This window comes from Ruegeria sp. I1, assembly GCF_056532675.1.
The window spans coordinates 87,332-110,460 of the sequence record NZ_JBQFNM010000005.1 but is presented as its reverse complement, the minus strand read 5'-3'; the positions used below and the strand labels follow the sequence as shown (position 1 = coordinate 110,460).

26 protein-coding genes and 1 other RNA gene are annotated in these 23,129 nt (G+C 56.7%); 8 read left to right on the top strand and 19 right to left on the bottom strand.

Translation table 11 applies throughout. From position 1 onward, the window contains the following. Positions 1-115 precede the first annotated feature (115 nt). Positions 116-1,261, top strand: a complete 1,146-nt coding sequence (gene mnmA, locus ACR0DH_RS11110; protein WP_480549280.1) for a tRNA 2-thiouridine(34) synthase MnmA — start codon at positions 116-118, stop codon at positions 1,259-1,261. Here mnmA and ACR0DH_RS11105 read toward each other — a convergent pair. The 18 genes from ACR0DH_RS11105 to ACR0DH_RS11020 all read right to left on the bottom strand — a co-directional run bounded on the left by ACR0DH_RS11105 (position 1,258) and on the right by ACR0DH_RS11020 (position 17,454). Beyond that, complete coding sequence (locus ACR0DH_RS11105) at positions 1,258-1,839, bottom strand: cadmium resistance transporter (protein WP_480549282.1); 582 nt, start codon at positions 1,837-1,839, stop codon at positions 1,258-1,260. The genes mnmA and ACR0DH_RS11105 overlap by 4 nt on opposite strands. Continuing rightward, positions 1,839-2,996 (bottom strand): lipid-A-disaccharide synthase, encoded by a 1,158-nt coding sequence (gene lpxB / locus ACR0DH_RS11100; RefSeq protein WP_480549284.1) that lies wholly within the window; start codon positions 2,994-2,996, stop codon positions 1,839-1,841. Before lpxB ends, ACR0DH_RS11105 begins: the two co-directional genes overlap by 1 nt. Next, complete coding sequence (locus tag ACR0DH_RS11095; RefSeq protein ID WP_480549286.1) at positions 2,996-3,790, bottom strand: LpxI family protein; 795 nt, start codon at positions 3,788-3,790, stop codon at positions 2,996-2,998. The genes lpxB and ACR0DH_RS11095 overlap by 1 nt, the downstream gene beginning before the upstream one ends. A 4-nt stretch (positions 3,791-3,794) precedes the next feature. Beyond that, positions 3,795-4,580 (bottom strand): acyl-ACP--UDP-N-acetylglucosamine O-acyltransferase, encoded by a 786-nt coding sequence (gene lpxA, locus ACR0DH_RS11090; protein ID WP_480549288.1) that lies wholly within the window; start codon positions 4,578-4,580, stop codon positions 3,795-3,797. Then, positions 4,577-5,050, bottom strand: coding sequence for a 3-hydroxyacyl-ACP dehydratase FabZ (gene fabZ, locus ACR0DH_RS11085; protein WP_480498222.1), 474 nt, complete (start codon positions 5,048-5,050; stop codon positions 4,577-4,579). The genes lpxA and fabZ overlap by 4 nt, the downstream gene beginning before the upstream one ends. Before the next feature lie 77 nt (positions 5,051-5,127). Then, the gene (locus ACR0DH_RS11080) at positions 5,128-5,610 is read right to left on the bottom strand and encodes an OmpH/Skp family outer membrane protein (protein WP_480541560.1); all 483 of its coding nucleotides are present in this window, start codon (positions 5,608-5,610) and stop codon (positions 5,128-5,130) included. A 108-nt stretch (positions 5,611-5,718) separates the two neighbouring features. After that, entirely contained in the window at positions 5,719-8,079 is a 2,361-nt protein-coding gene (bamA, locus tag ACR0DH_RS11075) for an outer membrane protein assembly factor BamA (RefSeq protein ID WP_480549290.1), read from the bottom strand. A gap of 127 nt (positions 8,080-8,206) precedes the next feature. Continuing rightward, positions 8,207-8,335: a hypothetical protein gene (locus tag ACR0DH_RS11070; protein WP_480541564.1), complete on the bottom strand. Its 129-nt coding sequence runs from the start codon at positions 8,333-8,335 to the stop codon at positions 8,207-8,209. Between the two features lie 79 nt (positions 8,336-8,414). Beyond that, entirely contained in the window at positions 8,415-9,767 is a 1,353-nt protein-coding gene (gene rseP / locus ACR0DH_RS11065; RefSeq protein WP_480541566.1) for an RIP metalloprotease RseP, read from the bottom strand. A gap of 4 nt (positions 9,768-9,771) precedes the next feature. Beyond that, complete coding sequence (gene dxr, locus ACR0DH_RS11060) at positions 9,772-10,944, bottom strand: 1-deoxy-D-xylulose-5-phosphate reductoisomerase (protein WP_480549292.1); 1,173 nt, start codon at positions 10,942-10,944, stop codon at positions 9,772-9,774. Then, complete coding sequence (locus tag ACR0DH_RS11055; RefSeq protein ID WP_480549294.1) at positions 10,944-11,741, bottom strand: phosphatidate cytidylyltransferase; 798 nt, start codon at positions 11,739-11,741, stop codon at positions 10,944-10,946. The genes dxr and ACR0DH_RS11055 overlap by 1 nt, the downstream gene beginning before the upstream one ends. Continuing rightward, the gene (locus ACR0DH_RS11050; RefSeq protein WP_480549296.1) at positions 11,738-12,469 is read right to left on the bottom strand and encodes an isoprenyl transferase; all 732 of its coding nucleotides are present in this window, start codon (positions 12,467-12,469) and stop codon (positions 11,738-11,740) included. Before ACR0DH_RS11050 ends, ACR0DH_RS11055 begins: the two co-directional genes overlap by 4 nt. A 9-nt stretch (positions 12,470-12,478) precedes the next feature. After that, a complete protein-coding gene (gene frr, locus ACR0DH_RS11045) occupies positions 12,479-13,042 on the bottom strand; it encodes a ribosome recycling factor (protein ID WP_480498213.1) in 564 nt (187 codons plus the stop codon). A 179-nt stretch (positions 13,043-13,221) separates the two neighbouring features. Continuing rightward, on the bottom strand, positions 13,222-14,217 hold the full coding sequence (gene acuI / locus ACR0DH_RS11040; RefSeq protein WP_480549298.1) for an acryloyl-CoA reductase: 996 nt from the start codon (positions 14,215-14,217) through the stop codon (positions 13,222-13,224). A 105-nt stretch (positions 14,218-14,322) separates the two neighbouring features. After that, a complete protein-coding gene (locus ACR0DH_RS11035; protein WP_480549300.1) occupies positions 14,323-15,426 on the bottom strand; it encodes a dimethylsulfoniopropionate demethylase in 1,104 nt (367 codons plus the stop codon). Further along, on the bottom strand, positions 15,427-15,954 hold the full coding sequence (locus ACR0DH_RS11030) for a DinB family protein (RefSeq protein ID WP_480549302.1): 528 nt from the start codon (positions 15,952-15,954) through the stop codon (positions 15,427-15,429). Next, positions 15,954-16,658: a DUF1326 domain-containing protein gene (locus ACR0DH_RS11025; protein WP_480549304.1), complete on the bottom strand. Its 705-nt coding sequence runs from the start codon at positions 16,656-16,658 to the stop codon at positions 15,954-15,956. The genes ACR0DH_RS11030 and ACR0DH_RS11025 overlap by 1 nt, the downstream gene beginning before the upstream one ends. 4 nt (positions 16,659-16,662) lie before the next feature. Further along, positions 16,663-17,454: a DUF2182 domain-containing protein gene (locus ACR0DH_RS11020; RefSeq protein WP_480549306.1), complete on the bottom strand. Its 792-nt coding sequence runs from the start codon at positions 17,452-17,454 to the stop codon at positions 16,663-16,665. An 86-nt stretch (positions 17,455-17,540) separates the two neighbouring features. On the opposite strand from ACR0DH_RS11020, the gene ACR0DH_RS11015 reads away from it, so the two are divergent. From ACR0DH_RS11015 to ACR0DH_RS10985, 7 genes are all read left to right on the top strand, one after another. Then, positions 17,541-18,272, top strand: coding sequence for a FadR/GntR family transcriptional regulator (locus ACR0DH_RS11015; protein WP_480549308.1), 732 nt, complete (start codon positions 17,541-17,543; stop codon positions 18,270-18,272). A gap of 69 nt (positions 18,273-18,341) precedes the next feature. After that, complete coding sequence (locus tag ACR0DH_RS11010; protein ID WP_480549310.1) at positions 18,342-18,704, top strand: DUF4345 family protein; 363 nt, start codon at positions 18,342-18,344, stop codon at positions 18,702-18,704. A 36-nt stretch (positions 18,705-18,740) separates the two neighbouring features. Further along, positions 18,741-19,088, top strand: a transfer-messenger RNA (tmRNA) gene (gene ssrA, locus ACR0DH_RS11005). A gap of 102 nt (positions 19,089-19,190) precedes the next feature. Beyond that, positions 19,191-19,622, top strand: coding sequence for an ester cyclase (locus ACR0DH_RS11000; RefSeq protein WP_480541584.1), 432 nt, complete (start codon positions 19,191-19,193; stop codon positions 19,620-19,622). Positions 19,623-19,751: 129 nt separating this feature from the next. Beyond that, entirely contained in the window at positions 19,752-20,567 is an 816-nt protein-coding gene (locus ACR0DH_RS10995; protein ID WP_480549312.1) for a chromate resistance protein ChrB domain-containing protein, read from the top strand. Continuing rightward, positions 20,564-21,817, top strand: a complete 1,254-nt coding sequence (gene chrA / locus ACR0DH_RS10990; protein WP_480549313.1) for a chromate efflux transporter — start codon at positions 20,564-20,566, stop codon at positions 21,815-21,817. The genes ACR0DH_RS10995 and chrA overlap by 4 nt, the downstream gene beginning before the upstream one ends. Positions 21,818-21,893: 76 nt before the next feature. Next, a complete protein-coding gene (locus ACR0DH_RS10985; protein WP_480549315.1) occupies positions 21,894-22,352 on the top strand; it encodes an SspB family protein in 459 nt (152 codons plus the stop codon). 28 nt (positions 22,353-22,380) lie between these two features. Here the strand turns inward: ACR0DH_RS10985 and ACR0DH_RS10980 are convergent, their stop codons facing one another. Next, positions 22,381-22,944, bottom strand: a complete 564-nt coding sequence (locus tag ACR0DH_RS10980; protein ID WP_480549317.1) for a hypothetical protein — start codon at positions 22,942-22,944, stop codon at positions 22,381-22,383. Positions 22,945-23,129: the final 185 nt, after the last annotated feature.

Sequence of the window (23,129 nt, the reverse complement as noted above, 5' to 3'; positions counted from 1 at the left end):
TCCTGCTGCGACAAAGCTGACATCAGCCTACTTAATGCCGCGTGAAACCGCCCCTTGAGAGTGTGTAGAATTTTCCTATATTCTGCCGGTCTTTCTTAATCCGAACGGAATCGCCATGGCCCTCGCCGCCGAGACCCAACTCAATTCGCTTGGCTTTGCCAAACCGCCCTCGGAAACGCGGGTGGTTGTTGCCATGTCCGGTGGTGTCGACAGCTCGGTCGTTGCTGCCTATCTGGCGGACCAAGGCTATGACGTGGTCGGTGTGACACTACAGCTTTATGACCATGGCGCGGCGCTGGCCAAAAAAGGCGCGTGCTGTGCCGGGATCGACATTCATGACGCGCGGCGCGTGGCCGAAGAGCGTGGTTTCCCGCATTACGTTCTGGACTACGAGAACATCTTCAAAGACGCGGTGATTGATGAATTCGCCGACAGCTATCTGGCAGGCGCGACCCCAGTGCCCTGTATCCGCTGCAATGAGCGGGTGAAATTTAAGGACCTTTTGGAAACTGCCAAAGACCTTGAAGCCGATTGCATGGCCACTGGGCACTATATTCAGCGCATGATGGGCCCTAGTGGCCCGGAACTGCACAGCGCCGAGGATGCGAACCGCGACCAGTCCTATTTCCTGTTTTCGACCACGCCCGAGCAGCTGGATTTCCTGCGCTTCCCTCTGGGGCACCTGCCTTCGAAGGATGCGACCCGCGAAATGGCGGCGCAGTACGGGCTGGCCGTGGCGGACAAACCCGACAGTCAGGATATCTGTTTTGTGCCCAATGGCGACTATGCCAGCGTGATCGAGAAACTGCGCCCGGGTGCTGCGGAACCGGGTGAGATCGTGCATGCCGATGGCCGCGTTCTGGCGCGACACAATGGCGTTATTCACTATACGATCGGCCAACGCCGCGGCCTGGGCATTGGCGGCCTGAGTGAGCCGCTTTATGTGGTCAAGCTGGATGTGGACAAGAAACAGGTTGTCGTCGGCCCCAAAGAAATGCTGGCCACCCGAACTATTCCAGTGCGTGAAATCAACTGGTTGGGGGATGAGCCCTTCACCGCGCGCAGCGAATGGCATTTGTCGGTCAAAGTCCGCTCGACCCGACCCCCGCGCGAGGCGATTATTCGCCCCCTGTCCGACACGACCGCCGAGGTGGAGCTGCTGACGCCCGAGGAAGGGATCTCTCCGGGTCAGGCCTGTGTGTTCTATGCGAATGAGGGCAGCCGTATCTTTGGCGGTGGCTGGATCTGGCGCGGTTACTAAATCGCGTCAGTCCACGAGTTGCTGAGGATGTAGATCCCGGCGCAGATCATCACGTAAGGTACGAGCGTCTCAAGCCGTTGCGCCAAGCCTCCGGTCATGATTGGCGCGCGAGCGCCCAATAGTGCGAGCACACCCAGGGTCAGCGCCGCTGCTATGGCCCCAGCAACCCCGGCAAAGCGATAGCTTGGGGTGGAATCCGCCAAGAGCGGCGCGAGAACCGCAAACGTGTCCATCGACATACTGACAAACAGCAGCATGGTCACCAAGGTCGAAGCACCTGCAGATAAGCGCACAGCCTGCTGCATCTCCTCCCCCCGGATTTGACGGAGTATTCCGATGATGCCAAGCCCCAAAGGGATCAATCCCAAATAGCCCGCCCAGTGCGGCACCACGTCATCGACCCCCAATGCCAGTAGGAAAGCGATGGTGATCACGATAATCTGCGCAAACAGGAACCCTGCAATGGCGCGACGTGGACCAGATACCATCATCAGCGCAACTAACGCGGCAAGATTGTCGAGATTGGTCAATATCTGCGCCGCAAAGGCCGAAGCAGCAAAGATCACATGATCCAGCATCACGCGTTCATTCTGTCCAAAACGGCCCTTGCTGCGCGCAGACCCGGTGCCTCGCCACCGCGCCCAAGACGCTCCATGGTCGTTGCCATGGCCCGGTTCTGAGCATCCGGTGCGCCGGCCACTTGCTTTAACGAATCCGCGATCTTCGTTGGATCACAATCCTCAAGCAGGCATTCGGGCACGGCATGGCTGTCCGAGACCAGATTGACCAGAGTGACCGTATCCAGCTTCACCATACGTTTGGCGATCTGCGTGGTCAGCCAGTTCAGGTTGTAAGCGATCACCATGGGCGTCGCCTGCGCTGCCAATTCCAACGAGACCGTACCCGAGGCCGCCAATGCCAGATCGGCGGCGGCAAAGGCTGCTCTTTTCTGGCTCTGCGCTTCGTCCGAGGGCAGTTTGCGCGGATCGACAACAACCGGGTGACCAGGCCAGTCGTTGATGTGGTCCGAAACCATATCGACCATATGCGCAACCGCCGGAACCACGACGCGGGTGTCGGCGCGATCTTTCAGGAACTCATCCAGTGCCGCACCGAAGATCGGGGCCAACCGTTCGACCTCCCCTCTCCGGGAGCCTGGCAACGCCAGCACGATTGGCGCATTGCCCAGATCATGATCCGCACGAAATTTCTGGATGTCCTGATCAGAGACAAGCGGTTCGTTCACCACGGGATGGCCAACGAAATCACATTCCATCCCCGCGCGTTCCATATAGGGCGGCTCAAATGGCAGCAACGCCAGAACGTGATCAATCACCTTGGCCATTTTATTCGCCCGCCCCGGACGCCACGCCCAGACGCTTGGGGCTACGTAGTGAACGGTGCGAATGTCGCTGGAGGCTTTGACGATCTTGGCCACACGCAATGAGAAGTCCGGACTGTCGATGGTGATCAGCACATCCGGCTGCGTGTCCAAAACCGCCTGCGCGGTTTCAGCGATCCGGCGCTTTAGGTGAAAGAACTTGGGCAGGACCTCGACAAGGCCCATAACGCTGAGCTCGGACATCGGGAACTGACTGTTCAGGCCCTGTGCCTCCATCAGTGGCCCGCCAACTCCACTGAATTCAACGTTTGGAACAAGGGTCTTCAACCCTTCCATCAGCGCACCGCCCAACCGGTCACCCGAAGGTTCACCGGCGACCAGAAAGACGCGCATCAGACCGCCCTTTCACGGACGAACAGGAAAAGGCCCAGACGGTTGCATTCGGCGATCACCCGGTCGCGCTGCAATACCATGACACCGCCCTTTTCGATGACAATACCGGTCAATCCGGCTGCCACGGCGCTGGCCACGGTTTCGGGGCCTATTGCAGGCAAATCCACCCGCCGATCCTGAGCTGGCTTTGGCGCTTTGAACAGAACGCCACCACCTGCATCCGGACGTTGGGTCAAGGATTGCAACATCCAGGCGGTGCCAAAAATGCTTTCGACAGCCAAAGCCTGCCCTTTGGACACGGCGCAAGCCTGCCCGATATCGGCGCTGCCCATGGCACGTAGAACACCGGCCGCCCGGTCTGCATCGACCAAATCGGCGTCAGATGGTTGCGCCTCGGTCAGGCAGCCCACAGACGGCAATAAGTCCGGTGCTATCTCATGAGCGGCTTTGACCGACAGGCCCGCATCCTCAAAGATACCAATGACCGCGCGCAACGCCCCGTCGTCGCCAGAGGTCATCGCCTTTTGCAAGATCGGAACCAATGGCAAGGTCGCCGCATCAATGCGCGCGGGATCAACCCGCGGTCGCCGAACTGCCCCGGCCATGCAAAGCTCGGTCACACCGCGCGCTTTCAACTCAGCGATAAAGCTGCCTAGCTGTTCGAGCGGAAACACGATGTCTGGTCCTAGCGTATCCGGCTCAAACCCTTCCATCGCACAGATCAACGGGCGCTCTGGCAAAGCGGCGACGACCTCATCCGGCAAGACACCTGTGCCTGCGATCAATGCCAGCATGCGCTTACTTCCTTGGTGTCAGGAAAGAACGATCCGTGTCACCGGTGACAAACTCGACAATGCGCCGGACATATTCGCTGTTGGTGCCTTCACCTGCCCGATGGGCACGTTCCTGAAACGTCCCCTCTCCACCGGTCAGTTCCTTGAACGCAGCCCGCAGCGCCGAGATATCCTCGCGTGATACGCCGCGCCGTTTCAGGCCAACCAGGTTGAGCCCGTCCAGTTCCCCGCGCGGGGCCTGGACCAAACCGTAGGGAATGACGTCGTTCGGCACCATGGTCAGCGCGCCGATGATGGCGCCGCGACCAACCCGCACCCATTGATGCAGGCCCGAGATCCCGCCGATTATCACATCATCCTCAATGACACAGTGACCGGCCGCGCCCGCGTGATTTACCATGATCACCCGATCGCCCATCTGAACGTCATGGGCCACATGCACGCCCGCCATCAGCAGGCAATCATCACCGATACGCGTCACGCCACCACCGCCATCGGTGCCGGTGTTGATCGTCACATGTTCCCGAATCCTGTTGCGCTGGCCGATTTCCAGCCGCGTGTTTTCACCCCCGAATTTTAAATCTTGAGGGATCTCACCGATGACCGAGAAGTTGAAGATGACCGTATCTCCACCGACCGAAGTGTCACCCGTGACAACCACATGCGATTTCAACTCGACCCGGTCGCCCAAACGCACCTGAGGCCCGACATAGCAGAACGGGCCGATCGAACAGCCCTGCCCGATCTGAGCGCCCTCTTCTATGATTGCGCTGGGATGAACACCGCTCATGCCGTTTTTTCCATGTCCCAATCAACATAGGCCGAGAACTCGGCTTCGGCGGCGACTTCTCCATCGACGGTAGCCCGGCCATTGAACTTGAACAGCTTTCCGCCTTTCTTGCCACGCAGGGTTTCCACATGCATCTCCAGAACATCGCCGGGCACAACCTTGCGGCGGAATTTGCACTTGTCGATGCTCATGAAGTAGATCAGCAGTTCCGTGTCGATCACATCCATGCCGACACCCAGCATGACGCCGGCCGTTTGCGCCATCGCTTCGACGATGGTGACACCTGGCATGATCGGAGTACCGGGGAAATGGCCCTGAAAATGAGGCTCGTTCATGGTGACATTCTTGATGCCTATGGCAGATTGATAGCCTTCGATATCAACCACCTTGTCGACCAGTAGAAACGGATAGCGATGCGGCAATATGCGCTGAATCAGCTGAATGTCGGCGCTTTTGGTTTCCGAGGTCATAAGTCACAAATCCCGTCTTGGAAGTCTCAGTTCTCGCGTGGTTAGCAATACAGGCGCGTAAGGGCAAGCAAACCTGTTTATTCGCCTTGTCCGTCCTGCAAGCCGGTTCCATCCCCGATGACCGCATTGATCCGGTCTATCGCAACATCGGTGATGTCCGATGCGTCCGAGCTGAGCAGCACACTTGAGCGTTCCAGAATGATCGAGCCGCCGCTTTCCCGCAGAATATCGATCAGAACCGGGCGCGCCAGTTCGTAAAACTGTTGCCGACTGTCTTCGCTGAGACGGGCCAAAGCGTCCAGTTTGGCCCGCTGACCTTCGCGGTGAGATTGCACTTTGATATCAAACGCTTCAGCCAAGGGGCGAAACTCTTCCGGCGTCAGTTCGCTACGCTTCTCAGTCAGAGTTTTTTCTTCAGTGCTCAGTTCAGCGACGATGCGTTCATTTTCCTCGCCCAGCAACGCGCCTTCCTGTTCAATCTCGCGTAGGACGCGCTGACCAAATTGGGATTCCGTAAACAAGCGATCACTAGAGATCGTTACGACTTCGCTTTGGGTCACACCCAACTGCTGTGCAAAACCGGGGATAGACCAAGCGCAGGCTAGAAAAACACACAGGGCCCGAAGGGGGCCCTGTAGGAGGTTGAAACCGTAATCAGCCATGAAAGATCAGAACCTGGCCTGAACGGTCAGATCAAAGCTGCGTTCTTTATCGAACTCTTCTTTCTTCAAAGCATGCGAGAAGTTGAATCGCAGCGGACCGAAGGGTGTTTCCCACAGGACGGACACGCCGATAACCTGACGGATCGATCCGTTTGCACCGACGATATCCGCGCCGGCGGTGTTGACGTTGCTGATATTGTAGAGATTGCCAATATCGTAGAACACACCCCCGCGCAGACCCAATTCTTCGGGCAAGCCCAATGGGAAGTCCGACTCGAAGCGCGCAACCCAGTAATAATTGCCACCAATGGCGTCATCCTGACCATTGGATAGATCACGGGGGCCAAGGCCGGCGGGTTCAAACCCACGGAAGACGCTGGGCCCCAACAAGAAACGGTCAACTGTGCGGCTAAAGTCGTCCCCTCTCCAGTGTAGTGCACCCATTTCAAGTGTGGCGCGCAAAACGACCTCTTCGCTTAGGATGCGCGTCTGCGCGATACCGCGTGCCGTCGTCTTAAAAAACTCATTGTCGCCACCCAGACCCGCCGCATCCACACCGACCTCGAACAAAACGCCTGCATTTGGGTTCAAACCACCGATGCGGCTATCATAGATATACGACACGCCAATCGAACTGCTGGTTCGTTTTCCCTGTGCGATTTCAGACGAAATAACAGCACCGTTGATCTCATCATCCTGCTGCGTCATCTCGCTGCGTTCCCAGCCATAGCGAAGGCGCAATGCGGACAGCTCCCCTATCGAGTAGGTCAACTGGGGATTAAAGAATAGGCGCTGGGTGTCGTAGCTCGCAAAACCGGAGTTGGTCCCTGAGAGACCAAGTCCAAGATCAAAGCGTAATCTACGACCTAACAGGTAAGGTTCTGTAAAATTGATGGTGTACTGTTCGGATTCCTGCGCGGTCGAGATGGAAAAACCAAGATTCTGACCACGGCCAAGGAAATTGGATTCGTTCAATGCAACAGCAAGTCCGATACCGTCCGATACCGAGTAGCTACCGCCCAGCGAAAGCGAACCCGTGGGCTGTTCTTCAACATCCACGTCCAAAATAACCTGGCTTGGGCTTGACCCTTCGCGCGGCTCAACACTCGCTGTGGCAAAGAAACCCAAAGCGTTGATGCGCTCTGACGCCTGACGGATCGCTCGCGGATTGAACGGATCACCTTCGACAGTGTCAAACTGACGACGGATCACCTGATCCAGCGTTGTTGTGTTCCCTTCGATATCAATCCGTTCCACAAAGACGCGCGGGCCTTTGCTGAGTACGAATTCGATATCCAGTGTCAGGTCGCGATCATTCCGGGTGACACGCGGCTCGACCCGAAGAAAATCGACGCCCTGTTTCACGCCCAACCGTTCCTGCCGAGCGATCGAATTTTCGATCAGCGTAGGAGAATAAGTCACGCCGGGCTTGATCTTTAGCGCGTCCTGATAGGCTGCCGGGTCCACGCCAGGGATTTCACTTACCGTTGTGATTTTGCCGAATGAGAATTGCTGTCCCTCGGTTACATTCATCACCAGGAAGAACGCATCGCGTTCGCGCGTGAACTCTACATTGGCACTGTTTACACGGAAGTCGATATAGCCGCGCGATAGGTAGAAATCACGAATGACCTGCTTGTCGAATTCGATCCGGTCGCCGATGAATGTATCGCTGCGAAAGAACGTACGCAGGATGGTGGCCTGTTTCGTCTCCAACACGCGGCGCAAGCGGCGATCAGAATAGGCGCGATTGCCGACAAAGCTGACACGCTCGACCTCAATCGTGGTGCCTTCAGAGACTTCGAACACCAAATCAACCCGGTTTTCGCTACGGCGGATGATGCGCGGAATCACAGTCGCCGCCACACGCCCCTGCGCCGAGTAAACCTCGGCGATCAGATCGGAGTCGGCCTCGGCGGCCTGAGGCGTAAACACCCGACGGGGCTGCGATGAAATCACTTCGAGCAAGACGTCGTCTTTGACACGCCGATTCCCCTCGATACTGATCTGGTTGATTGTTGGGTATTCCTGAACCTCGATCACCAGGGTCGTGCCGCGTGGTGTCAATTCGACTGTTTCAAAAACACCACTGTCAAGCAAACGCTGATAGGCGTCGTTCAGCTGACCGCTTGTCACCGTCTGGCCCGGTTCGATCCCGGTTCTGGCGATGATCGTACCGGTCTCGATACGCCGGTTTCCATCTACGTCAAACGAATTGATCGTGAAACTTTGCGCGGTCGCAACGTTTGGCAGTGCCAGTAAACTTGCCGCAACAAAAAGGAAAAGAAACGTGAGCGTTTGCCACAAAATCTTGTTTGAAGACTTACGCCCCCCGCAGGATGTGCCCGCGCCTCGCCCGTCGGTCATTTTTATCTCAACCCAGAATTCTAAGACTTTAATGCTGAGTAACGGGTCTGGATGTGCTTGTCAAAAGGCCAAAATGCCCAACTGGCATTTGATTACCTTTGTCTTGCGCCGATACGCTGGGCCAGAATCAGAAACCGGCCAGATAAGCACCTAAACCAAGGGCCAAAGCGGTGACTGCAAAACTCAGCAACACATCCCAGTTCAGCATGAACAGGAAACTGAAGCTTTTATATGATTTGCGCAGTGCTTGTGTCATGGATCGCCCTCAATCTGGCGAAAATACTAACGTCAGATTGAGGCAAGAATGCGGCTTTGTTGTGCGCGAGACGTCACAATCAGCAGAACAAATCGTTTGTTACCGAAAACAGCATCAGGCTAAGAATCAGGGTAATTCCCACCGTCATCAAAATTCGCAGCGCTCGGTCACTGGGTGGCTTTCCAGCGACGGCTTCATAGGCATAAAAGACAAGGTGCCCGCCATCCAAAGCCGGAATTGGGAACAGGTTCAGCAAACCAACCGCGGTCGACAAAACCGCGATAAAGAAGATGAAGTTCTGCGCACCCTGACTGGCCATGGCACCCGAGGTTTCGGCAATACCAATCGGGCCAGAGATATTGCAGGTGCTGATCGCGCCAGTAATCATATGCCACATCCCCGACAGCGATCCGTCGATAATGCGGATGGTCTGCCTAACACCTCCGGTCAGCGAATCCCAGATGCCAGCGGGTTGGGTCGCAGGTTCCAGCATCATGCCGCCTACGATCCCGATACGCCAATGGGTGACAAAGCCGCCTTCGGATTGCGGTTCATCTGTGCGTCGCGGGGCCAGAGCAAATTCCAGATCAGCCCCATCGCGCCAGACGTTCAGCAGCAATACGCGTCCATCCGAACTTTCGACAAATTCCTTAAGCTGGTCGAAGGCGAAGATTGGCTGCCCATTAACGGCGGTGATTACATCCCCCTGTTCCAATTGGATATCCATCGCGGCACTGCGGGGTGCAACCTGACGGATCAGCGGCGGGAACAACCAAGGCGCTTCGACATCCAGCGTCTCACCATCGCGGATTACGGTATAGTCCAGAACAGGTTCAACAGGCAGCGATCCGGTGAATTCGCTCCAGTTGCTTTCCTCATCGAAATCAGGCGTGGTGATACCGGCAATCGCGACGATCTCATCGCCAACCTGAAGGCCTTGAACGGTTCCCGGCAAAGGTTGCAATTCACCCACTGTCAGAGGTTCGCGCGAGACGCCTTGCGACCAAAAGATCATCCCGAAGACGATGATCGACATGGCAAAGTTGAATACCGGACCCGCTGCAACGGTTGCAGCACGGGCCCAGAGCGGTGCGCCATGCATGGTACTGCGCAGCTCTTCCGGGCTTTGTTCGGCGATTTCTTCCATCGCCTCTTCGTCCTTACCCGAGGCCGCGTTGGAATCGCCCTTGAATTTGACGTAGCCCCCAAACGGCAGCAGCGCGATCTGCCATTTTGTGCCACGCTTGTCGAACCGGCTCCATAACACCGGGCCGAACCCTATGGAAAACACGTCTGCATGAATGCCGGACCAGCGACCAACGATATAATGCCCGTACTCGTGCACAGCCACGATGGCGGACAAAGCGATCACAAAGGCCACAATCGTCCAAAGCAAATTGCCGAATTGCGGGATCAGGGAAAGTACGTCCAATATTCTATCCTGCTCGTTTGTGCACGGCGTCATCTGCCCATTGCCGTGCCAGATGGTCCGTTTGCTGTACGTTATCAAGTGTCAAAGGGGCATCAATAAGACATTGTTCCGCATCAAATCTGTCCAGAACCATGGCGACACAATCTGCCATGTCCAGAAATCCGATCCGACGCGCGATGAAATGATCCAGCGCCCGCTCTTTAGCGGCGTTGAAAACCGCGCCCGACAATCCTCCGCGTTCCATGACATCCCACGCCAGCCGAAGCGCGGGGTAACGGGCCAGATCGGGCTTTTGAAAGTTCAGCTGGCCAATCGCCGCCAGGTCAAGCCGTTCGACCGGCAGGCCTTGCCTGTCCGGCCAGTGCAGCGCATAGCCAATCGCGTGGCGCATATCGGGCGCGCCCATATGGGCCATCACCGCGCCATCCCGGAACCCAACCAGCGCATGCACGATAGATTCGGGATGCACCAGAACTTCGATCCGCTGCGGGTCTAACCCAAAGAATTCTTTGGTCTCGATCACTTCAAGCGCCTTGTTGAACATCGAGGCGCTGTCGATGGTGATCCGCTGCCCCATATCCCAGTTCGGGTGGCTTGAGGCCTGTTCAACCGTCGCTTTGCCCAGATCTGAGACGGGCCAGTCCCGAAAGGCCCCGCCACTGGCCGTGATGATGATCCGCTCAACCGCGCTCATGTCCTCGCCCACAAGCGCTTGAAAAACCGCTGAATGCTCACTGTCCACCGGAAGCAGGCGCGCGCCATGCGTTTTGGCTGTGTCCAGCACCAAAGCCCCGGCACAAACAAGCGTTTCTTTGTTGGCCAGCGCCAGCGTCGCGCCTTGCTTCAGCGCCTCGATCCCTGGTGCCAGCCCGGCCGCGCCCACGATGGCCGACATGACCCAATCTGCAGGCCGCGTCGCTGCTTCGGTCAGGGCCTGCGCACCAGCGGCCGCTTCAACACCTGAGCCTTCCAGCGCATCACGCAGGTCGGGCAACCGATCCTCATAAGCCGTCACAGCGATATCTGCACGCAACTGACGGGCATCTGAAGCCAGCTGAGCGATATTGGCGCCCCCGGTCAGGGCGACCACGTCATAGTGATCCGGCGCACGGGCGATCAGATCAATTGTGTTCTGGCCGATCGAACCGGTCGCACCGAAAATCGAAACCTTGCGCATCACATCGCCCCGGGTGAATAGATCAAACCCGCTAAAAGCACGAACAGCGCCGCACCCATCATTCCATCAAACCGATCCAGAAACCCGCCATGACCGGGGATCAGATTCGAGCTGTCCTTGACCCCAAACCGGCGTTTGACCGCGCTTTCAGCAATGTCGCCAGCCTGGCTGGCCATCGAAGCCAGCACCGAAATCACCACAAACATCACGCCAAACCCGCCCTGGACGGCGAACAGGATGCCAACCAAGGCAGCAGCTGCCCAGCCCCCTGCTGTACCTGACCATGTTTTTTTGGGGCTGACCTTGGGCCAGAATTTCGGGCCACCCACGGCCTTGCCGACAAAATACCCCGCGACATCGGTTGCCACGACCAAGGCAATCAGCCAGATCATCGCGGTAAAACCCAACGTCTCTCGTATCGAAATAAAGCCCAGCCCTGCCCCGGCAATCCACAGCATAAAAACCGCGCACAACCCGCGGGAATGGTTAACCTGCCCGGCCGAAACCAAAGCAAGCGCGGCAACGATTGGCAGAGTATAAACCTGAGAAAATTCAAAACGCCAAAGCTCTGCGACGCCAAACACCACCGCGCAGGTCAGGATTCCCAATTGCACCGCGACGCTTGTGCGCTGCGGCTCGATCATCCGAACGAGTTCCCATGCCATCAGCCCACAGGCCACCGCGATGAAGGTTTCGAACCAGATACCGCCCAGCCAGACTTCAATCGCACCAATGGCGACAAGCACAATGGCAGACAGAACCCGCGTCGTCAGATCAGACCATCGGCCATCGCTCATGCGATAACTGCCCCGAAACGCCGCTCACGTGATCCAAAGTTGTTGCACAAGCGCTCCAGCTCGGCGGCGGTGAAATCAGGCCACAACGTGTCGATGAACTCGTATTCAGAATAGGCGGATTGCCACAGCAAGAAGTTCGAGATGCGCGCCTCACCACTGGTGCGGATCACCAGATCAGGATCCGGCAGAACCCGTGTATCCAGGTATTTGGGCAGCGTTTCTTCGTCCACATCATCGGGATGCAAGCGCCCTTCGGCCACATCACGGGCCAGTCGTTTGGTCGCACGCGCTACCTCATCCCGGCCGCCGTAGTTCAGCGCGACGGTCAGATGCACCAGATCGTTGTTTTTGGTTTCTTCTTCCAGAGAATCCATAAGATCGGTCAGCTTTGAATCCAAACGCACCCGATCCCCTATAAACCGCACGCGAATGCCATTTTCGGCCAGCGTCTTGGTTTCCTTGATGATATAGCGGCGAAACAAGCTCATCAGCCCTGCCACTTCGACCTGCGTACGTTTCCAGTTCTCGGTCGAAAAGGCAAAGACGGTCAGGTACTTGATGCCCAGCCCCGGACAGGCTTCAACCACCTCGCGCACCCGACGCGCACCCGCGTGATGACCGAACAACCGAGGCCGCCCACGTGCCTGCGCCCAGCGACCGTTACCATCCATGATGATCGCCACATGGCGCGGGCCAGACCCTGGCTCGGTTTGGGGATCTTTGGGCATAAGACCGGCTCAGACCTGCATGATTTCTGACTGTTTCGTCTCAAGTGCGGTATCGACAGCCTTGATCATCTCATCCGTCAGGTCCTGCACTTCGCTTTCCCAGAACTTCTGGTCATCCTCGGACATGCCATCCGATTTGGCCTTTTTGATCTGGTCCATCCCATCGCGGCGTACATTTCGGATCGAAACCCGCGCGCTTTCGGCATATTGCCCAGCAACCTTGCCCAGCTCGCGACGGCGTTCTTCGTTCAATTCAGGGATCGGCAGCATAATGATCGTGCCATTCAGCTGGGGATTGATCCCCAAACCACTTTCGCGGATCGCTTTTTCGACCTTGCCCACAAGGCCCTTGTCCCAAACATTCACCGTCACCATCCGCGGTTCCGGCACGTTGACTGTTCCAACCTGATTGATCGGTGTCATCGACCCATAAGCGTCGACCATCACCGGCTCCAGCATCGAAGCCGAGGCTCGCCCGGTCCGCAAAGAGGCAAATTCGGTTCTGAGGTTGGACATAGCACCATCCATGCGGCGCTTCAGATCATCGGTGTCCAGTTCGAAGTCGTCAGACATGCTGCTCACTCCCCGTCTTCAAGTGCTGTTTGGATGGGTCTTACGCCATCGCCTTTGGGATGTATAGCAATCATGGGCAGGAATTGCGGCAATGACCAGCAGAGTTTCGGTCCTTTTCTCCGGCTTTTGATCAGCAAGGGCAGGCAGATAACCTGACCCACCCTCGCTGTTGTCATACATTAGGCGTTCACGTCGACTACGACGCGCCCTTTGACCTGACCTTTAAGAATATCTGCCCCAAGTGCTGGCAGATCAGACAAGGTTGCGGGATGCACCATCGCCTCGAGTTTTTCCATCGGCAGGTCGGTCGCGATCCGCTGCCAGGCCCGAACGCGGTTGTCATAGGGCTGCATCACACTGTCGATGCCCAGCAGGTTCACACCACGCAGCAGGAAGGGAATCACCGTCGTTGGCAGCGCCGCACCGCCTGCCAGACCCACAGCCGCAACCGAGCAGCCATATTTCATCTGACCCAAAACACGCGCCAGCATGTCACCGCCAACGGCGTCAACACACCCGGCCCAGGTTTCGCTTTCCAACGGGCGTTTGGTGATTTCATTGAGCTCTGCGCGCGGAACAATCGTCGTTGCCCCCAGCGATTTCAGATAGTCCCCGGTCTCAGGCCGCCCGGTCACAGCCGCGACCTCATAGCCCAGATGCCCAAGGATCGCGGTCGCCACTGACCCGACACCCCCTGCGGCCCCGGTCACCAGAGCGGGCCCGCGATCAGGTGTCAGCCCATGATCTTCCAGCGCCATAACAGCCAGCATCGCGGTGAAACCCGCCGTACCCACTGCCATCGCCTGCCGGGCATCCAAACCATCGGGCAAGGGAACCAGCCAATCGGCCCGCGCATTGGCTTTTTGCGAATATCCGCCCCAATGGGCCTCTCCTACGCGCCAACCGGTCAGAACAACCTTGTCGCCCGGCTTGTAGCGCGCATCCGACGAGGCCTCGACCGTCCCGGCATAGTCGATTCCGGGTACATGAGGGTAATTCCGGACCAGACCACCGCCTTTGGGTGACAGGCAAAGCCCGTCCTTGTAGTTCACCGTCGAGTACTCCACCGCAACGGTCACTTCACCATGCGGCAGATCCTCGGTTGAAAGCTGTTTAACCGACGCGCTCGCCAGCCCGCTTTCGTCATCCTTGTCCATAACCAACGCATTGAACATGTTTATAGTCCTTTCGCTTTCTCTCGACCGGCCCATCACTTCACCTGGCCCAAAATATCCCGGGGGAGTCGCGCAGCGACGGGGGCAGAGCCCCCTTCCCCCATGTCAGATCCAAAAATGACCCTGTACTGTTGCGTTCCGAATCCCGTCAGGCGTTTCCACTTCAAGCTTGGTCCCAGTGTCCCAATGGCTCAATCGCATCATCCCAATCGAAACATTGGTCGTGAAATCAGGCGACCAGGCGGAAGATGTCACCTGACCAACCTGTTTTCCGTCTGCATAAACCGGCCACGGTTCAACGCAAGGCGGCACGGCATCACCCTCAATCGCAATCGGGCGAATTTGCTGCACCGGGCCTTCCTTGGCGACGCGCAGCAAAGCATCCCTGCCCACGCAGCCAATCGCCGTGTGCGTGTTACAGAACTTGCCCAACCCGCATTCATGCGGCGTGTTGTCGTCTGTCATGTCATTGCCATAAGACAACAACCCGCCCTCGATCCGTTCGATCAGGTTCGGGCAACCGGCGCGCACCTGCAGGTCTTCGCCCGCGTTGAACAGCGCGTTCCACAGAGGCATCCCGATATCGCCGCCTTCGACATAAATCTCGAACCCGCCCTGTTTGGAATAGCCCGAGCGGGCGACGGCCAAATCGCGCCCCTCGAATTCGAACATATCGAATTTGAAGAACCGAATATCGCGCACCCGGTCCCCGAACACCCGTGCCATCAGCTCGTCTGCCTTGGGCCCCTGAATGGCCAGAGGCGATACGTCGGGCTCATCCACCAGCACGTCCAGCCGATAGCCATTGGCCAAGCCTTTGACCCACAACAGCAAATCGCTGTCGGCAATGGATATCCACCAACGATCTTCAGACAGTTTCACCGCCACCGGATCGTTCAGCATACCGCCAGTCTCATCCACGATAGGCACATAGTAGCACTGCCCCGGCAGCATACCCCGCAGATCGCGCGGCGTCAGCATCTGCATCAATCGCGCAGCATCCGGCCCGCGCAGTTCCACTTGTCGCTCACACGAGACATCCCAGACTTGAACATGGGACTTGAGATGACGGTAGTCTGCCTCGACGCTTTCGAACACCGTCGGCAACAGCATACGGTTGTAAACCGTATAGCCTTTGACCCCTGCAGCCGTGACACCTTCCGAGAAGGGTGTGCGCCGCAGACGGCGAGACAATGATATTTGCGGCATTCAGCCCTCCGTTGGCATGAAACACAGATCGCTGACCGGCGCGCCAGAGCCGGTCTCGGTCAGCATTTTGTGTAACTGACCACGGTGATGCGTCTGATGGTTGAAAAAGTGCATGATGCATTGCGCATAAGGCAATGTGACTTCGGCCTCTTTTGACGCTGAATACCAGATAAATGGCCCTGATATGGGATCATTGCCCAGCGTCTCTGCCCAGTCTGAGATACGGGTGTCCATAGTGTTTCGCAGGCTCAGCCAGCTTTCCAGATCAGGGCACAGATACACGCTTTCATGTATGCCACCGCCGGGACGGTGAATATTGGCCTCTGGCCCGTCGCCCTTGTCGAAACGTGACATCCAGATCCAGTCGCCCCAGAGAAGATGGTTCGCGGTGCCCAAGATCGAGCCGAAAAACGCACCGCGTTCGCGGGTCAACTCTTCTTCGGTCAGCGCCTCAAGGAACTCTGACAACTGGTTGTTTTGCCAATGATTATACCGCGCCATTTCACGGGCATAGGCTCCGGTAATCATCACTTTGGTCCGTGCCAGTCGATCGGGCAAATCTCGGCGGATTTGCCACCGAAATCCCACACGCGACCATAGTCCCGAACCTTGGATTTGACTCCGCGTGCAACGATGATGTCCGGCCCCATCCAGTATTTCGAATTCGAGACCATCACCGGATGTTCGGGGTCTTTCCCGGCCAGCATTTCAATCTCACCCTGAATTTTACGGCCGATCACAATCCGGCGCTTGGTCCCATCGCGTTCGATCTGGACCGGAGCTCGCTCAGCACCGATAATCTCGCTCACCAGCATGGTAAACAGACCCGTGGTGCCACCTGCTTGACCGCTGAAGATCTGCAGCAACCCGTTATAGGCCTTGCCGCTGGCGCGTTCATCAACATAGGCGGCAACCTTCCATTGCCCCTCGCCCATGCGACCCGGAATATCGACCAGCAGACCCACGTTCAGACCGCTGAGGTCTTCGCCCTCGTAGTGGCCTTCGTCGATGATCACGCCCATCCAGGCATGGCAATGGCCCTCGGTTGGGGGATGTGCGCCCAATGACACCACGCAGGGACAAAACACATCGCAGGAACAGTTCAGGATCAGCTCGCCTTTGATATTCCACTCCGTCGGGCTCATCTCGCGCCGCTTGGGATTGGGCATCCGACTGTCGATCCGCTGGCTGATTGGAAGCCTGTCGGCATCAATCTTTCTGTTCTTAGCCATTCGCTTATCCTCCGTAGCTCAGGGGGAACGCCAGTAACAGCACACCACCTGCAATCAATAGAAACCCCATGGGCCGCGTCACGCGGTGCCCGATCTGGGGCAATTTCTCCAACACCATGAACACAGTCGCCAGACCCATCCAAAGCAAGCTCATGACGCCGCCCACAAAGCCGAGCGCCATGAAACCCCAGCAACATCCGACACAGAACGTGCCTAGGTCCAAGCCCATGCGCACTCCGCCGGTGAAGCCTGTTTTCCAATGTCCCAGAAAGTAAGTCATGGGTGCGTGGCACACCCCATGGCACACCTCTTTCACGCGCGAGAACTGGAATGTGCCAACAACAATCATTAGCCCACCGGCGACCCAGCCGGATTTGGCAATCCCCAGCATATCGACCACCCCGCCGAACAGCAAAACAAGTTGAACCCCGGTGATCAAAGCCGCAAATCCGACCCAGACGACCGCATATCCAGCCAGCACGCCCAGCCATCCGGCGCGCGTTCCATTGGCGCTGTGTATCAGATCATCGTAGCTGCGCAGGGTTGGCACCAGGGTCGGCAGCATCATCGCTGCCATCATGATGGCCCACATCCAAAACAACGGCCCGAACTCGGCCATGGGCATATACATGTCCATCCGCGGGTCCATCGCCGCCATGGCCTGACCCATCGGACCGGGCCGACCGATCCAGTCCAGATCCATCTCGCGGCTCATCGAGAACATCATCCACCACGCCCACAGGATGGCTGCGTAAAAGCCCAGCCACATTCCAGTGCGTAGAACCGCGCGACTCATGCGCCCCTCCCGACTCAGTTCTTGCTTTTCAAATGTCAGACTTTTAAATGTCAGACAAATAAAATCTGACTATCGGGCAAGTAATTATGAAAATCGATCCTCAGAAACCGGCTGATCTATCTGCCCAAATCGCGCAGGCCATACGGGATGCGATCATTTCCGGCCAGTTGATCGTCGATGAACGCCTGCCATCCGAGGCGGAACTTGCCGAGCAATTTCAGGTGTCGCGCCCAACAGTGCGTGAGGCATTGAAACGATTGGCAGCACAGTCACTGATCCGCACCCAACGCGGGGCAACGGGCGGAGCCTTTGTCAATCGGCTCAGCTTTGAGGATGCGTATTCTCAGCAGATCACCACCTCGACTTTGCTTTTGTCGATGAATGCGGTGCGGTTCGACACGGCGTGTGAGGCTCGGTACGCGCTGGAACGGGCCTGTGCGCCCCTGTCGGCTACGCGCCGCACAGCGGATCAACTGGCCACGATGCGGGCCGAGATTTTTCGACAAGCCCAGCCCGGTCTGACAGACGAAGCGTTCTGCGCATCAGATGTGGCCTTTCACCGGGCGCTTGTAGATGGGGCCGACAATCCCGTTCTGTCCTATCAACTGGCCGGTGCGGTTGAGGCCATGCAGCCCCTGATGAATATGATCACTTTCACGGCCCGATCCCGCGAAGCGATAATCGCCTACCACACAAAAATCGCAGATGCGCTAGAAGCCATGGACGCTGAAACCGTCGATTCCGCGTTGATCGAACTGGAAACCTATACACGGCAACTGGCTCAGGATGTGGCCGAACGCAAGCGCAAGCCAGCCTGAACACACAATACCTTTCCTTTGCAAACCAATAGATTATCTGTAGCGGACTGAACAAAATCTGAGGCCGATATGATCACCATCCTGAACGTTATTGCCGCGTTGCTTACAATCGGCTTTGGTCTCTTTGGATTTCTGGCTCCGGCCTACACAGCCAACGCGTTGGATCTGGTGCCAACGGGCAGCACAATGGGGTTAAGCGAGATGCGCGCCTCGGTCGGCGGGTTGTTTGTTGTTACCGGGATCGCGGTGATCTGGCTGAATGCGCCGATGGCCTATACCATGCTGGGCGTGGTCTATGCCGGGGCTGCATTGGGGCGGTTCGTGTCTCTTGTGCTGGACAACCCACCGTTTGTTAAAGCCGCAACGTTTGGTGGAATCGAGCTTGTGTTGGCGATCTGGCTGATCGCAGCGAACTTCAATAAAACTGCGTAACATACTGTTAAATAAAGATCAGCGCTCATTTATTCGGGATTTGCAACCCGAAGGAACCTCACCTATATAGGGTATGTCCTTCGGGACTATGGACATAAACGCGCTCGTAATAAGCGGATCGGACCCGGGGGCGGTACCCGGCGGCTCCACCAACCATCCTTCGTTTGGGGATTTTGGGGCCGAAACAGGATCGACGAACGTCTAAAGGGGTTAGCTTTGTCTCGGCTGTCTGCCACCGTTATCGGCGAAACTAGTACAATTGCAAACGACAATCGTGCTCCGGTTGCAGTTGCTGCGTAAGCAGTAGCAAGACCGAAACTTAAGCCCTTGCGCCTAGCCGTGTAAGGCGGGGTTCGCAGGTACCTGGCAACAGAAACCTGCATTTCCAAAACATCTTATGTCTGAGTTTAATTCTTTTTCTGCAAAGATTTAGAGTTTCTTCATCCCTTTTGCTGATTGTCGTTCCAAACAGATAGGAGAGCCGGGATGACTCACACTGATATCCTCAAAGCATGGTATGCTGAGGTTTGGGAACAGGGAAATACCGATGCGATCGATCAGTATTTCGCACCGGATACAATGGCAGAAGGGTTGATTCCTGAAATGCAGGTCGGTGCGGATGACTTCCGCGATCTCGTTATGGCATTTCGGCATATTCTGGGTGAGATTTCTGTTGAAATGCCCAAGATCATCGAAAACGGTAACTGGGTATCGGCAATCCTGCATGTCAAAACCTTCCGCGCCGACAATGGCGCACCGCTGGAGGTGACAGGCCAAGTCATGGCGCGCTTCAAAGATGACAAAATGGTCGAGGCCTACAATCAGTTTGATTTTGTCTCGCTTTTCGAACAGCTTGGTCAGTTTCCACAGGATACGCTGCCCGTTTGTATGACCGGCCAACGGTTGGATTGGGCCTAAGTCACCGCCGTACAATCTTGACCCTTTGGTTGCTTGCACGTTAGCAAGGGCCATGGGGTAAGATTGCGAACGCCCCGTGAGGCGCCAGCCCAAGTTTCGCATGTATCCGAGATTGCAAGGAAACATGCCATGGCATCGCCGAACTCAATTACCCCAAAGCAACTGTTGCGTCTGATCGGAACACCTCAGGCCCCGATGCTTATCGATATCTGCGTGGACGAAGATTTTGAGGCCGACCCGTTTCTGATCCCCGGATCGGGCCGACATCCGGCTTCCGATATTGACGGTCTGATAAAACGTGTTGGGAACCATGACAGCGTGATTATCTGCCAAAAGGGTAAGAAACTCAGCCAAGGTATCGTCTCGTGGCTGCGTGGCGAAGGTTGCAAGGCTGAGTATCTTGAAGGTGGCATGTACGCCTGGCGGGACTTGCCGGGAAATCTGCGTATACCAGCGGCATCTTTGCCGCACTCAATAGATCGACATACTGTCTGGGTGACGCGGCACCGACCAAAGATAGATCGTATCGCCTGCCCCTGGCTGATCCGGCGTTTTGTTGACCCGAAAGCTAAGTTCTTATTCGTCGCGCCCTCCGAAGTTGAAAGCGTCGCGGAAAAGTTCAACGCGACGCCATTTGATGTTGAAAACACAGAATGGAGCCATCAAGGCGACCGCTGCACGTTCGACACCATACTCGACAAGCTATACCTGCGATCGGATGCTCTCGACCGGCTTTCGACTGTGGTTCGGGCGGCTGATACTAATCGCCACGACCTCGCCCCTGAGGCTGCTGGCTTACTGGCGGTTTCGGTTGGTTTGTCCCGGCAATACCGCGACGATCACCAAAACCTTGAGGCGGGACTGCATCTCTATGATGCGCTGTACCGTTGGGCCCGTGACGGGTTTGATGAAACCCACGACTGGCCAACGGACCGGAAGTCATGACGCCAACACTCCGCGATCTGATACGCGTATTCGGCAGGATCGGGCTGCTGTCCTTTGGTGGCCCAGCCGTTCAGATCTCGCTGATGCATCAGGAACTGGTCGAACGCCGCCCCTGGCTGGATGAACAAACCTATCTGCGCGCCTTATCGCTATGCATGTTGCTTCCGGGCCCCGAAGCCATGCAGCTTGCCACCTATGCCGGTTGGCGGTTGCGCGGGGTCATGGGTGGATTGATCGCTGGAACGCTGTTTGTACTGCCAGGAGCCCTTGTGATCGCGGTTCTTGTCGCGCTTTATGCGGCCTTTGGCGATCTGCCACTGGTTCAGGCAGGGTTTCTTGGGATCAAGGCCACCGTGATCGTTATCGTTCTGCAAGCCCTGCGAAACCTGTCGCGCAAGGCTTTGAATGACACCCAGCACCGCGTTCTCGCAGCCTTGGGTTTTCTGGGGATATTTCTGTTCAACATCCCGTTTCCACTAATTATTCTGGCAGCGGCTTGTTGGGGCTATGCCTCATTCAGAGGTTCTGCATCGCAAGAACAAGCACCTCCTGCCCCTACTCTTGCCAATCCCTTTCGCACTGCCGCGATCTGGCTGACGCTGTGGCTTGGGCCGCTGATTGCGCTGTCGCTGTCCGGGCAGCAATTGCTGAGCGATCTAGGTTGGTTCTTTGCTCGTCTGGCCGTTGTGACCTTTGGTGGGGCCTATGCTGTACTGGCCTATATGACTCAGACCGTCGTGGACCAGTACAACTGGATCAGCACGGGCCAAATGATCGATGCTCTGGGCCTTGCAGAAACCACCCCTGGACCCCTGATCCTGGTTACTCAGTTCGTGGCGATGCTGACGGGGCAAATTAGCGGTGGGCTTTCGTTGGCGCTCGCCGCAGGTGTGGTGGCGCTATGGGCAACGTTTGTGCCCTGTTTTCTTTGGATTTTCCTAGCCGCCCCCTATCTGGACCGGCTGGCTTCAAGACCACGGCTGGCCGCAGCGCTGCATGGAATCACAGCCTCGGTCGTAGGTGTGATTCTGAACCTGTCACTGTGGTTTGCCCTGAATGTCTTGTTCCATGACATATCCCAGTTTCAATGGGGCCCGCTTTCGCTTCCTGTTCCGGGATTCGGATCACTGGACTTCACCGCGCTGTTGCTCACATTTGTAGCTGGGGTGTTGATTCTTAGGGTAAAACTGGGGATGGCCACGGTGTTGACGCTGATGATGGGTGCAGGGATATGCCTGCATCTGTTCTGATCAATCCATCGATTCCCGCTCTTTCGTTTCCGGTTAAAACGCCTATGCTGGAGACGACCACTTTCGAGGATGACCCATGTCGCAAGACATTGACTATGGAAACCTGATGCACACCGCCATGCGCGGCCTTATCAAAACTGTTCTGACCGATGTGTCCGAAACCGGGCTGCCCGGTGCCCACCACTTTTTCATTACCTTTGACACCCGCGAACCGGGTGTGCAAATCGCGGAATGGCTGCATGAGCGCTATCCCGAAGAGATGACAATCGTGATGCAGCACTGGTTCGAAAACCTTGAGGTCGGGGATACCGGTTTTGCCATCACGCTAAATTTCGGTGACGCGCCCGAACCGCTGTATATCCCCTACGCGGCGATCAAGACATTCGTTGATCCTTCAGTTGAATTTGGCCTTCGCTTTGAAAGCCCCGAGGATGAATTGGACGAGGACGAACTTGTCGAAGAGACGATCGAGGTTGAAGACCCCGAAGAACATCACGACGCTGATGTGGTCTCGCTGGACAGCTTCCGCAAATAGTCTTCTAAACCCCGCCGCAACGCGGGGTTTATTGCTTTTTCAGGAAAGTTTCGACTGAGCGCGATTTTTTCCCATCGATAAAGCGCGAGAATGACAGGTTCAGCCCGCCATCAGCCAATGTCCGGTCATATTGCTGCAACTCGTACCCGCCGGATTCGTTGATAAACAGCGAAAACACGGTCAGAGTATCACCTTCGATCCGGCCCCAGACAAAGGGTTCACCCTGCATCGGGTCCAGTGGCACCTCATGCCCAAATACATTGCGTTTCATCGCAGCCGAGAACACATCGGGCCGCTCGGAGGTTTGGAAATCAATCGAGAATTTCTGCTCTTTCACCCGCCCATCGGCCTTGTAGGTGGTGGTTTTCCAGCTGACATTGAACCCGTTTTTAGTGTCGTGGATGGAAACGCTCATATCCCGGGGGGTTGATGTACCATCCGCATCCACCACATTCGCCGATCCGATATAATCCCCGACAAAGGGCTCGATATTGGCGGCATGGGCAGCAATGTTCAGCAGCCCAAGCCACAGAGTTGCAACCAAAACCGCCGCCATGGATTTCAAGGGCACAAACCTTAGGGTACCGGGCATCTCGTCCTCCTCAACAGAAGCCTGTTTATTCTAGCTAAGCATGATCGCTGCACAATGCCACAATCCCTTGTTGCAAGAACAAAATGACGCAGCCCGGCGCTATACCTTTGGCAGCCTTAGGGCTAAGGTGCGCGCAACTGGCCGATTGCGCGATACGCTTAAGGCAGCTAAACGGCATACGACTG